The 12,332-nt window shown below is 70.7% G+C and carries 10 protein-coding genes; 9 read left to right on the top strand and 1 reads right to left on the bottom strand.

Annotated features, from left to right (window positions below; all coding sequences use genetic code 11):
* The first annotated feature begins 10 nt into the window (after positions 1 to 10).
* Genes MRBLWH7_RS07110 through MRBLWH7_RS07095 form a run of 4 tightly spaced genes read left to right on the top strand, consistent with a single transcriptional unit; the run spans position 11 to position 4,386 of the window.
* Positions 11 to 955: a sugar-binding domain-containing protein gene (locus MRBLWH7_RS07110; protein ID WP_342000579.1), complete on the top strand. Its 945-nt coding sequence runs from the start codon at positions 11 to 13 to the stop codon at positions 953 to 955.
* Between the two features lie 51 nt (positions 956 to 1,006).
* Positions 1,007 to 2,014 (top strand): deoxyribose-phosphate aldolase, encoded by a 1,008-nt coding sequence (deoC, locus tag MRBLWH7_RS07105; RefSeq protein WP_342000577.1) that lies wholly within the window; start codon positions 1,007 to 1,009, stop codon positions 2,012 to 2,014.
* Between the two features lie 15 nt (positions 2,015 to 2,029).
* The gene (locus MRBLWH7_RS07100; RefSeq protein WP_342000575.1) at positions 2,030 to 3,526 is read left to right on the top strand and encodes an aldehyde dehydrogenase family protein; all 1,497 of its coding nucleotides are present in this window, start codon (positions 2,030 to 2,032) and stop codon (positions 3,524 to 3,526) included.
* Entirely contained in the window at positions 3,523 to 4,386 is an 864-nt protein-coding gene (locus MRBLWH7_RS07095; RefSeq protein ID WP_342000573.1) for an aldehyde dehydrogenase family protein, read from the top strand. The genes MRBLWH7_RS07100 and MRBLWH7_RS07095 overlap by 4 nt, the downstream gene beginning before the upstream one ends.
* A gap of 60 nt (positions 4,387 to 4,446) precedes the next feature.
* On the opposite strand, the gene MRBLWH7_RS07090 is transcribed toward MRBLWH7_RS07095, so the two are convergent.
* Positions 4,447 to 5,163 (bottom strand): NRDE family protein, encoded by a 717-nt coding sequence (locus MRBLWH7_RS07090; RefSeq protein WP_342000571.1) that lies wholly within the window; start codon positions 5,161 to 5,163, stop codon positions 4,447 to 4,449.
* Positions 5,164 to 5,233: 70 nt separating this feature from the next.
* Between MRBLWH7_RS07090 and coaBC the strand changes: the two genes are divergently transcribed.
* The 5 genes from coaBC (at position 5,234) to MRBLWH7_RS07065 (ending at position 11,811) form a co-directional block, all read left to right on the top strand.
* Positions 5,234 to 6,469: a bifunctional phosphopantothenoylcysteine decarboxylase/phosphopantothenate--cysteine ligase CoaBC gene (coaBC, locus tag MRBLWH7_RS07085; protein WP_342000569.1), complete on the top strand. Its 1,236-nt coding sequence runs from the start codon at positions 5,234 to 5,236 to the stop codon at positions 6,467 to 6,469.
* 80 nt (positions 6,470 to 6,549) lie between these two features.
* The gene (locus MRBLWH7_RS07080) at positions 6,550 to 7,449 is read left to right on the top strand and encodes a glycerophosphodiester phosphodiesterase family protein (RefSeq protein WP_342000567.1); all 900 of its coding nucleotides are present in this window, start codon (positions 6,550 to 6,552) and stop codon (positions 7,447 to 7,449) included.
* Between the two features lie 111 nt (positions 7,450 to 7,560).
* The gene (locus tag MRBLWH7_RS07075) at positions 7,561 to 8,199 is read left to right on the top strand and encodes a hypothetical protein (RefSeq protein ID WP_342000565.1); all 639 of its coding nucleotides are present in this window, start codon (positions 7,561 to 7,563) and stop codon (positions 8,197 to 8,199) included.
* Between the two features lie 238 nt (positions 8,200 to 8,437).
* A complete protein-coding gene (locus tag MRBLWH7_RS07070) occupies positions 8,438 to 10,591 on the top strand; it encodes a DEAD/DEAH box helicase (protein ID WP_342000560.1) in 2,154 nt (717 codons plus the stop codon).
* Between the two features lie 191 nt (positions 10,592 to 10,782).
* Positions 10,783 to 11,811: an ATP-dependent 6-phosphofructokinase gene (locus MRBLWH7_RS07065; protein WP_342000558.1), complete on the top strand. Its 1,029-nt coding sequence runs from the start codon at positions 10,783 to 10,785 to the stop codon at positions 11,809 to 11,811.
* Positions 11,812 to 12,332: the final 521 nt, after the last annotated feature.

Below are 12,332 nucleotides of genomic sequence, written 5' to 3'. Positions count from 1 at the left end.
AAGGAGGATCGTGGACGCCGTCGACGAACTTCTCTCGATCCGCGCAGCCGAGCTCTACTACGAGGAGAACCTCACGCAGGAGGAGATCGGCCGCAATCTCCAGATCACCCGCTGGAAGGTCGGGCGCCTGCTCACCCAGGCGAAGGAGGAGGGCTTCGTCCGCATCGAGATCCTCCATTCCCGCGCGCGCCGACCGCAGCTCGAGCGACGCCTGCGTGAGGAGCGCGGTCTGATCGACGCCGTCGTGGTGTCACGCGCGGGCGTCCGCAGCGAAGACGAACTCCCGCAGCGCGTGGCCCAGGCCGCCGCGGACTACCTGGCCGGGATGCGGCCGAATCCGCGCGTGCTCGGTGTCAGCTGGGGGCGCACGCTGTCCGACATCGCGCACCACCTCCGCGACGGGTGGTCGGGAGGCACCGATGTCGTGCAGATCAACGGCGGCGTCAGCATGAGCCAGCGGCCCGGCACCGCGGCGGCGACCGCGGTCAGCATCGCGCAGAAGGGCGGGGGCACGGCGGCGCTGCTGCCGAGCCCGGCCATCCTCGAGCGGCGTGCGACCAAGGAGGCGATCGAGGCCGACCGCGTCGTTGCCGGCGTGCTCGACGCCGCGCGCTCGGCGAACGCGTACCTCTTCAGCGCGGGTCCCGCCGACCACGGCTCCGTCCACGTCGACAGCGGCTACCTCACGACCGCCGATATCGACCGGCTCGTCGCGGCGGGCGCGGTCGGCGACGTCGTCGGGCGGTATATCGCCGCCGACGGACGCATCGCCGATGACGAGCTCGATGCGCGCACCGTGGGGGTCTCGCTCGACGACCTGCGTCGCGCCGATGTCGCGATCGCCGCGATCGCCGGCACTTCAAAACGCGCGATCGCCGCCGCAGTGGTCGCGTCGGGCCTGTGCACCGTGCTCGTCACCGACGAATCCACGGCGCAGCACCTGCTCGACGGTTGAGCCGCGGCGTCAGCATCCCATCTCCGAATCCAATGAAAGCCAGGTCAGGACATGTCAGGCACCTCCATCGTGACGCTGCCCGAGCGAGCCGTCGAGCTGCTCGGCGGGCAGCCCGACGACACCACGCTGCGGCGCTACCTCCACGGACTCCCCGGCGTCGACGCCGTCGGACTCGAGCAGCGCGCCGCCGCGCTCGGTACGCGCTCGATCAAGACGACGTCGAAGGCGTGGGCGCTCGACAAGATCATCGAGCTCATCGACCTCACCACGCTCGAAGGTGCCGACACGCCTGGCAAGGTGCGCTCGCTGGTCGCGAAGGCGCTGAATCCGGATGCCTCCGACCCGACGTGCCCGCGCGTGGCGGCCGTCTGCGTCTACGGTGACATGGTGCCCAACGCCGTCGAGGCTCTCGGCGCCGCGCACGGCGACCCCGATGACGGGGGAGTGAGCGTCGCCGCCGTCGCCACCGCGTTCCCGAGCGGCCGCGCCTCGCTCGACATCAAGCTCGCCGACACCGCCGAGGCCGTCGCCCACGGTGCCGACGAGATCGACATGGTGATCGACCGCGGGGCCTTCCTCGCGGGCCGGTATGGCATCGTGTTCGACCAGATCGCCCGCGTCAAGCAGGCGTGCCGCCGCCCCGATGGCACCTACGCGTCGCTCAAGGTGATCCTCGAGACCGGCGAGCTCAACACCTACGACAACATCAAGCGCGCGTCCTGGCTCGCGATCCTCGCGGGCGGCGACTTCATCAAGACCTCGACCGGCAAGGTGCAGCCGGCGGCGACCCTGCCGGTGACGCTCCTCATGCTCGAGGTCGTGCGCGACTGGCACCGTGCGACCGGCGAGAAGGTCGGCGTGAAGCCGGCCGGCGGCATCCGCACCTCGAAGGACGCCATCAAGTACCTCGTCACCGTCGCCGAGACGGTGGGCGAGGAGTGGCTGCAGCCGCACTTGTTCCGGTACGGGGCCTCCAGCCTCCTCAACGACGTGCTCCTGCAGCGGCAGAAGCTGAAGACCGGGCACTACTCCGGCGCCGACTACGTGACCATCGACTGACCCGGGAAAGAAGACATGAGTTTCCTCGAATACGCACCGGCCCCCGAGTCCCGCGCGATCCTGAACCTGCGCGACGAGTACGGGCTGTTCATCGACGGCGATTTCCGCCCGGGCTCGGGCGAGTCGTTCGCCACCATCTCGCCCGCCGACGAGAAGCACATCGCGGCGATCGCCTCGGCGAGCGAGGCGGATGTCGACGCCGCGGTCGCCGCCGCGCGCCGCGCCTACGACAAGACGTGGTCGAAGATGAGCGGCCGCGACCGTGGGAAGTACCTCTTCCGCATCGCGCGCCTCGTCCAGGAGCGGGCACGCGAGCTGGCCGTGGCGGAGAGCCTCGACAACGGCAAGCCGATCAAGGAGAGCCGCGACGTCGACGTGCCGCTGGTGGCCGCGTGGTTCTTCTACTACGCCGGCTGGGCCGACAAGCTCGACTACGCCGGCCTCGGCGCCGACCCCCGTTCGCTGGGCGTCGCCGGACAGGTGATCCCGTGGAACTTCCCGCTGCTCATGCTCGCGTGGAAGATCGCCCCGGCGCTCGCCGCGGGCAACACGGTCGTGCTCAAGCCCGCCGAGACGACGCCGCTGTCGGCGCTCATCTTCGCCGAGATCCTGCAGCAGGCCGATCTGCCCCCGGGCGTCGTCAACATCGTGACGGGCGCCGGCGCCACGGGCGCGGCGCTGGTGCGGCATCCCGACGTGAACAAGGTCGCCTTCACGGGCTCCACCGCCGTCGGCCGTGAGATCGTCAAGGCCGTCGCCGGCACCGACAAGAAGCTCACCCTCGAGCTCGGCGGCAAGGCCGCGAACATCGTCTTCGAGGACGCGCCCATCGACCAGGCGATCGAGGGCATCGTCAACGGCATCTTCTTCAACCAGGGGCACGTCTGCTGCGCGGGCAGCCGCCTGCTCGTGCAGGAGTCGATCCACGACGAGGTCGTCGACCGGCTGAAGGACCGCCTCTCGACGCTGCGCCTCGGTGACCCGCTCGACAAGAACACCGACATCGGCGCCATCAACTCGCGCGAGCAGCTCGACCGCATCCGCGAGCTCAGCAAGGTCGGCGAAGAAGAGGGGGCGGTGCGCTGGAGTGCCGACTGCGTCATCCCCGACAACGGCTTCTGGTTCGCACCGACGATCTTCACGAACGTGCAGGCGTCGCATCGCATCGCCCGCGACGAGATCTTCGGGCCTGTGCTCTCGGTGCTGACCTTCCGCACGCCCGCCGAGGCGATCGAGAAGGCCAACAACACGCCGTACGGTCTGTCGGCCGGCATCTGGACCGACAAGGGCTCGCGCATCCTCGCCGTCGCCGACCGGCTGCGCGCGGGCGTGGTGTGGGCGAACACGTTCAACCGGTTCGACCCGTCGTCGCCGTTCGGCGGCTACAAGGAGTCGGGCTACGGCCGTGAGGGCGGCCGCCACGGTCTCGCGGCCTACCTCAAGGGCGCATCGGCGGGCGACGCCGCGCGCCGAATGGAAGCCGGCCGATCGAAGAAGGAGGTCTCGGCATGAGCAAGCGACTGACCGTTCCCAAGACGTACAAGCTCTACATCGGCGGCGCCTTCCCGCGCAGCGAGTCGGGGCGCACGTACGAGGTCGCGAGCCCGAACGGCGACTTTCTCGCGAATGCCGCGCTCGCCTCCCGCAAGGACGCCCGTGATGCCGTCGTCGCGGCCCGCGGGGCCGTCAAGGGCTGGTCGGGTGCCACCGCGTACAACCGCGGCCAGGTGCTCTACCGCGTCGCCGAGATCCTCGAGGGCCGTCGCGCCCAGTTCGTGGACGAGATCGTGCAGCAGACCGGGGTCTCCGCCGCGGTCGCGGGCGCCGAGGTCGACGAGTCGATCGACCGCTGGGTCTGGTACGCAGGGTGGTGCGACAAGTTCGGCCAGGTCGCCGGCAACGGCAACCCGGTGGCGGGCCCGTACTTCAACATCTCGGTGCCTGAGCCGACCGGCGTGGTCGGCGTCGTCGCCCCGCAGGGCACCGCGCTCGTCGGGCTGGTGTCGGCCATCGCACCCGCGCTCGTCACCGGCAACTCGGTCGTCGTGGTCGCTTCCGAGCGCTACCCGCTCTCGGCGATCTCGCTCGCCGAGGTGCTCGCCACGAGCGATGTCCCCGGCGGAGTCGTCAACGTGCTCACCGGCTCGCCCGCCGAGATCGCCCCGTGGCTCGCCTCGCACCCCGACGTGCACGCGCTCGACCTCGTCGGCGCCGGCGACCTGGACTGGGTCGACCTGCAGATCGCCGCGGCCGAGACGCTCACGCGGGTGCTGCCTCCCGAGAACGGGACGGATGCTGCCGCCCCGAGCCTCGCCCGCATCACCGCGTTCACCGAGACCAAGACGGTCTGGCACCCGAAGAGCCTGGTATGAGGGGATGACTGACGAGGCCGAGAGCGGCGAAGACGGGGCGTCCCGAAGCGAGGGAGGACGTCAGCGAAGCTCGAGACCGCCCCACTGGCCGGGCTCGCTGAGCTCGCCGTAGTGCACATCGACGTCGTGCGCCGACACCGACGCGACGCACGCCAGGAGCGACAGCGTCGGATAGCCGTGCGGGCGGTTGTCGCGGATGATCGCGCCGTCGTCGGTGGGCGGGAGTTCGGCGGAGCGCTCGAGCACCTCGACCCACGGCATCCACCATCGTCCGTCGTCGTCAGGCGCCGTCGCCTGGAACTCGCCCAGCCAGCGCTCGATGCGGGGCGTGCCGCTGTCGTCGACGTCGTCGTGGGCGATCATGTGCGTGCCAGGCTCGAGCTCGGTCGTGCGCAGGGCGACTCCGTCCCACGTGAGGACGCGCGCGTGCGCGCCCTCCACCTCGACGAGGTTGAAGCCGTGCGTCGCAGGCTCGCCGGCAGGGGAGCGGCCCGCGACAGCGTCGAGCACGATGCCTCCGCGGGAGACGAGCTCGGACTCGGGGCGCGTCGACTCGTCTGCGCGGTTCAGCAGCACGGCGAGGCGTCCGGCCGCGGGATCCGCAGCGAGCCACGCGCCCCCCGCGCGGACGTCGCGCACGCCCACGACACCGTCGTGCGCCTCTGGCCACCAGCGGCCGAGTGGGTTCCACGGCCGCGCGGGATCCTCATCGCGGATCGCGAGTACGCGCGTGGGCTCATCCTGCGACTCGGGGACGCGGATCACGACGGTGCACATGGGGGGCTCCTCGGGTGGTGTGTCGTCCGGCGCGGGACCGGGGGTCGGGCAGTCGTGCCAAGATCGGAGGGTGTTCGTCGTAGTTGGGGTCACCGGTGGCATCGCCGCCTACAAGACGGTTCAGCTCGTGCGCCTGCTCGTCAAGGACGGGCACGAGGTCCACGTCGTCCCCACGGAGGACGCGCTGCGGTTCGTCGGGATGCCGACCTGGGAGGCGATCAGCCGCCACCCCGTGACGACCTCCGTCCACGACGACGTCGCACGCGTGCGTCACGTCGCGCTCGGCCAGGCGGCCGACCTCGTGATCGTGGCGCCCGCGACGGCGAACACCCTGGCGAAGATGACCGCGGGACTCGCGGACGACCTCCTCGGAACGACCCTACTCGCCACCACGGCACCGGTCGTCGTGGCGCCGGCGATGCACACCGAGATGTGGCGGCATCCCTCGACCGTTCACAACATGGCCGTCCTGCGCGAGCGCGGCGTCATCGTGGTCGGCCCCGACGAGGGGGAGCTGACCGGCGGTGACAGCGGACCGGGACGGATGTCGGAGCCCGAGGTCATCCTCGATGCCGCGCTCGCCGCGGCCCAGGGTGGCGCCGGCGACCTCCGCGGGCTGAGGGTCGTCGTGAGCGCCGGCGGGACCCGTGAGCCCATCGATCCGGTTCGCTACATCGGCAACCGCTCCAGCGGGCGGCAAGGCGTCGCGGTCGCGCTCTCGGCTGCGGGCCGTGGGGCAGACGTCGTGCTCGTCGCCGCCCACGTCGACGACGGCGTGCTGGCCGCAGCATCCGCTCGTCCCGGTCTGCGTGTCGTGCGCGCGGGCACCGCGGCCGAGCTCGGCGACGCGGTCGCGGCCGAGGCGGGAGCGGCCGACGTCGTCGTGATGGCGGCTGCGGTCGCCGACTACCGGGTGGCGGAGGTGTCGCCGCTCAAGCGCGCCAAGGAGTCAGCGCCCGTCGGCGGGATCACCCTCGACCTCATCGAGAACGATGACATCCTGGCCGGCCTCGTCCGCAGCCGCCGGGAGGGCCAGACGATCGTCGGCTTCGCGGCGGAGACCCCTGGCGACGGCGAGACGCTGCTCGACCGCGGACGCCGCAAGGCGGCGCGCAAGGGCGCCGATCTTCTCGCTGTGAACGAAGTCGGCTGGTCCAAGGGGTTCGAGGCGGCAGACAACGCCGTCACGATCATCAGTGCCGACGGCGAGGTCATCGGCGCCCGGCGCGGGAGCAAGGACGATGTCGCAGAAGCGCTCTGGGACGCCGTTCGCATGGTGCGTGAAAGCCAAGCCAAAACAAAGTAACGAATCAGTAACGGCGCATGTAGAGTGGTCCGCACCACGTCGACGAGGACGTGGGGAACGACCCCCGGAGGACATGCCCGATGCCCCAGTCCGCGGCATCAGATCGCGCCCGCGACCGGATCCACGCTCTGTCCGTCATGTGCGTCCTCGCGATCGCGAGCCTGGTGATCGCCTTCCTCGGCGCCACTCCTGCGCGCGTGAGCTCGCGGGAGCTGATGGGGGACGAGCGGACCCCCGGCGAGCCGGCGTTCATCGCCAGCCATCGCGGGGGAGCGGCGACGGCACCGGAGAACACGCTGCCGGCCATCACCGCGGCGCTCGCCGGCGGGTTCGACTACGTCGAGGTCGACGTGGCCCTCACCGCCGATCGTCATCCCGTGCTCATGCACGACAAGACCGTCGACCGCACCACCGACGGCCACGGCCGGCTGGCCTCGTTGACGCTCGCCGAAGTGAAGGCGCTCGATGCCGGCTCCTGGTTCGACCGCACCTACGCGGGCACCCCGGTCCCCACCTGGGTCGAGTTCCTCGATACCCTCGTCGCGACCGACGACGGCCGCGCGATCGTGGAGATGAAGGGCGAATGGGATGCCCCGGCCGTGGACGCGGCCGTCGCGGAGGTCGCCGCGCGCGGCCTCGAGCGCCGCATCGTCTTCGCGAGCTTCGACGCGCGGACGCTGGCGCTCGCTGCGGCGGGGTCGGACGTGCTGTCGCGGCTGCTCATCCTCAAGCAGCTCCCATCGGATGTCGTGAGCGCGGTCGCCGAGGCCGGAGCGCGCGGCGTCGTCGTCAACCGCAAGGCGGTGCTCGCGCGGCCGGGGATCGTCGACGAGCTGCACGCCGCGGGCGCGCGCGTCGTCGTCTACACACTCAACGACGACTCCCAATGGGATGAGGTGACGGCCCTGGGCGTCGACGGCATCGTCACAGACGACCCGCACACGCTGTCGGAATGGCAGAGCGCGTACGCGGGTCCGTGACGCCCGTGCTCTTGCGCGCGGCGTGGCCCACAGCATCCGTCCGCCCGCCTCGTTAGGGTCGAAAGCGCGCCGCCCTTCCGCCTGCTGCGGCGCGCGAGAGGTGGCGAGGGAATGGTCGTGCAGAGCCGGTTGACGCGGATCGTGATCGGGTGCGTCGCGCTCACCGCCCTGGCCGCGGTCGTCACCGGGTGCCGTCCGGAACCCGAGGCGACCCCGTCGAGCAGCCCTTCGAGCACGGTTAAGGAACAGGCGTCCGACCCGTCCGCGTCGCCGGTCGAGACCGAGAAGCCTCAGACGTCTTTCGAGGTGCCGGGGGCGTGCGAGGAGATCTACTCCGCCGCCATGCTCGCGCAGCTGCAGTCGGCGAACCCGCCCCTCAACGACCCCGGCGTGACGATGCTGTCGACCGAGAACGCCGACCTTCTCGAGATCATCCACGGTGGAGCGCTGACGCTGCGCTGCTCGTGGGGCCAGCCGAGCGAGTACGGGCTCGCGACCAACGTGACCGCGATCGACGCCGGCCAGGAGGAAGCCGCGCTCGCGGCGCTGCCGCAGGCGGGCTTCGGTTGCGAGGCGCTCGGCGACGGCACCGTGTGCCGCATCGAGCAGAGGGGCGTGACGCTCGACGACGAGGAGTACACGCGCGGCGAGACGCACTACATCGGGGGCGGCGCACTCGTGACGACCGCGTGGATCAACTTCGCCCCGGAGGGGTACACCGAAGACATCGTCGCGACCCTCTGGGGCTGAATCCCGCGTTCCCCCGCGCCGGATTGCCCCGTTCGGGCACCCGTTCCCCTAGAATGGTGCACGGGAACCCCGCTGACGATGTCGCAGCTCGCAGAAGCGAGTGCCCGCGACCGCCGGCGGCGAATCCCTGATCCCGCGTTCGCGACGGCGTTCGCGCCGCCCGCGGGAGCACGCAGAACCATCGGTGTCACCCGATCCCCGCCGGACTCCCTATCCGGCATTCACGCTCAGGAGGAGCATGCCGACCACGGCACCCGCCCAGGCGGCGCAGCGTCGCCGCAAGTCCTCGTCCGCGCGCCGCGACGACGAGGCCCCCATCATCCCGATCCTCGCCCGCAAGGTGCGCGAGGTCGAGGCGAAGGCCCAGCGCGGCAAGCTGGGGCCCACGAACCGGGTCAAGTTCCAGGTCATCGCCTTCCTCGTCCGCGAGGAGCGTGCGCGTGTGAAGAACGACACGGAGCTGACGGATGCTGCGCGCGCCGAGCTGCTCAAGCGGCTCGACGGCGTCGCCACCATCCTCGCCAAGACCGCGGCGCGCGACACGTCGCTCATCCAGCTGCTCGAGGTCGACCAGGCCACCTCTCCCGTCGCACGTCGCATGCGGCGCGACTGGCTGCTCGAATCGGGTGCCGAGCTGGCACCCGACGAGCTCATCATCACCGACGTCGCCCCCGTCGTCGCGACCGTCGTGCCCGCCGCGCTCGCCGAGCGCCAGGTGGTGCCGCCGCAGGTCGAGGCGCGTCGCGACTCCAATCCCTTCCTCGCGCCGGACCTCACGGTCCGCGCCCCGAAGCAGACGCCGCGGCGCCGCCTCGACAGCTGGGAGCTCATGGGCCCGCTGTACAAGGCGTTCGAGACGGGCGCCGGCGGCGCGACCGCCTCGATGGAGCTCCCGCCCGTGCCGGAGTTCGACCGTCTGTCGCCCAAGGGCCTCGAGGTCATGCCGCACCAGTCGCGGTTCCTCGAGTCCGTGCGCGCCGGTCACCGCACGTTCCTCCTCGCCGACGAGCCGGGCCTGGGCAAGACGGCGGAGTCGGTGCTCGCAGCATCCGTCGCGAACGCGTACCCGCTCCTCGCGGTCGTGCCCAACGTCGTCAAGATGAACTGGGCACGCGAGGTCGAGCGCTGGACGCCGCAGCGGCGTGCGACGGTGATCCACGGTGACGGCGAAGGCATCGACGCGTTCGCCGACGTGTTCATCGTCAACTACGAGATCCTCGACCGTCACCTCTCGTGGCTCGGCTCGATCGGCCTGAAGGGCATGGTCGTCGACGAGGCGCACTTCATCAAGAACCTCACCTCGCAGCGCTCGCAGAACGTGCTGGCGCTCGCGACGCGCATCCGCGAGCAGGTGCCCAACCCGCTGCTGCTCGCCCTCACCGGCACGCCCCTGATCAACGACGTCGAGGACTTCGACGCGATCTGGCGCTTCCTCGGCTGGACCACCGGCGAGAAGCCCGGTCCGGTACTCATGGAGAAGCTCGATGAGACAGGGCTGACCCCCGCTGACAAGTCGTTCTATCCCGAGGCGCGGGACGCGGTGATCTCGATGGGCATCGTGCGGCGCAAGAAGAAGGATGTCGCCGCCGACCTGCCCGACAAGCTCATCGCCGACCTCCCCGTGGAGCTCGACGACGAGTTCGGCCGCTCGATCCGCCAGGCCGAGCGCGAGCTCGGCGAGCGGCTTGCGGCGAAGTACCGCCGCATCATCGAGGCGCGCGGCGACCGCGGCCACGGCCCCGGCCACATCGACGAGGACATCGTCCGTCTCGTCTCTCACAACGAGCTCGAGGAGTCGAAGGCCGCCGGCACGGGGTCCGAGAACGTCTTCACGATGGTGCGCAAGATCGGCCAGGCCAAGGCCGTTCTCGCCGCCGACTATGCCGTGCAGCTGCAGCGCTCGGTCGGCAAGGTCGTGTTCTTCGCCAAGCACATCGACGTCATGGACACCGCCGAGGCGCACTTCGCCGCCGCAGGTCTCAAGACGGTGTCGCTGCGAGGCGACCAGGCCACCACGGCCCGCCAGCAGGCGATCGACGCGTTCAACAACGACCCCGAGGTCGGCATCGCGGTCTGCTCGCTCACCGCAGCGGGCGTCGGCGTGAACATGCAGGCGTCGTCGAACGTCGTACTCGCCGAGCTGTCGTGGACCGCCGCCGAGCAGACGCAGGCGATCGACCGCGTGCACCGCATCGGCCAGGACGAGCCCGTCACCGCGTGGCGCATCATCGCCGCGCACACGATCGACACCAAGATCGCCGAGCTCATCGACTCCAAGCAGGGCCTCGCCGCCCGTGCGCTGGACGGCGAGGCCGTCGACCCGCAGTCGAGCGACTCGGTGCAGCTGTCTGCGCTCATGCACCTGCTGCGTCAGGCGCTCGGCGCCGCATAACGTTCGACTCGGACGAGGGCGGTGCAGGCCGCACCGCCCTCGTCGCGTTCGGGCGCGACCTCGCTCTCGCTAGGGTTGCGGCCCGCGCGGGCGGGGCGACCGCGTGTGGCAGGGCGCGGCTTCCGGCACTAGTGTCGGGGGAGGCAGCGACGCCGACCCTCTTCACCGACCCGACAGCGAGGAACACAGCAATGAAGATCGGCATCCTGACGAGCGGCGGCGACTGCCCCGGGCTCAACGCGGTCATCCGCGGTGTGGTGCTCAAGGGCACGACCACCTACGACCTCGAGTTCGTCGGCATCCGCGACGGCTGGCGCGGCGTGGTGGACGGCGACTTCTTCCCGCTCACGCGCCACGAGGTCAAGGGTCTGTCCAAGGTCGGCGGCACGATCCTCGGCACTTCCCGCACGAACCCCTACGAGGGCCCGCGCGGCGGGGCGGAGAACATCGCCAAGACGATGTACGGGCACCGCCTCGACGGAATCATCGCCATCGGCGGCGAGGGCACTCTGGCGGCGGCGAACCGCCTCTCGAACGACGGCATCAACGTGCTCGGCGTCCCGAAGACGATCGACAACGACCTGCGCGCCACCGACTACTCCTTCGGCTTCGACACCGCCGTCAATATCGCGACCGACGCGATGGACCGCCTGCGCACCACCGGCGACTCCCACCAGCGGTGCATGGTGGCCGAGGTGATGGGCCGCCACGTCGGCTGGATCGCCCTGCACGCCGGCATGGCTGCGGGGGCGCACGCGATCTGCATCCCCGAGGTGCCGATGTCCATAGACGAGATCGCCGCGCTCGTCTCCCGCGCACACGACCGCGGTCGCGCCCCGCTCATCGTCGTCTCCGAGGGCTTCACCCTCAAGGGCATGGACGAGGCCTACAGCGACAAGGGCCTCGACGCCTTCAACCGCCCGCGCCTGGGCGGCATCAGCGAGATCCTCGCGCCCGAGATCGAGCGCATCACGGGCATCGAGACCCGTTCCACGGTCCTGGGCCACATCCAGCGCGGCGGCTCGCCCTCGGGCTTCGACCGCGTCCTCGCGACGCGCCTCGGCCTGCACGCCGCCGACGCGGTCGTCGACGGCGCGTGGGGCCAGATGGTGGCGATGCGGGGCACCGACATCGTGCGCGTCCCCTTCGCCGACGCCCTCGGCGAGCTCAACACCGTCCCGCTGTACCGCTACGAAGAGGCCGCCGCGCTGTTCGGCTGACACCACGCGACGCGCTCACCGAGACCGCCGGCACCCTCTCCGGTTTCGACGGCAATCCCGGTTTCGGCGCACGGAGGGACGGATGCCTCAGCAGAGGCATCCGCTCTCTCCTCGTCTCCGGATGCGTGAGCCAGGCGCGGCTCCGCACATCATGTCCCCTTTCCGCGCCTCGATGTCCCGACTTCATTCGGGTGGGATGCCCGGAGCGAGGGAAATTGGGACATCGACCGCAGTCACCGCCGCGCAGCGGCGCTCGCCTCCTCCCCGGGCGGCGGTAGACGGCCAACAGTCCACGTCTCGGTGGTCCTGAACGACCCGAACGGTGACGATACGGGAGCGTGGGCGGATGCCGCGCCTCTCGCCTCTGCCATCGGAACTGCCCGCGCGATTCAGCGTCGCTCACGCGGCCGCCCTCGGCGTCTCGCCATCGAGGCTGAACCGCAGGGACCTGCGGCGACCATTCCGTGGTGTCCGCGTGATGGGGGATGGCGCGGACGCGTCTCTGCTCGAGTCATGCCTGG

The organism is Microbacterium sp. LWH7-1.2 (assembly GCF_038397755.1).
Classification (GTDB): Bacteria; Actinomycetota; Actinomycetes; order Actinomycetales; family Microbacteriaceae; genus Microbacterium.
The sequence above is the reverse complement of the archived record's forward strand: the minus strand, read 5'-3'. Positions and strand labels throughout refer to the sequence as shown.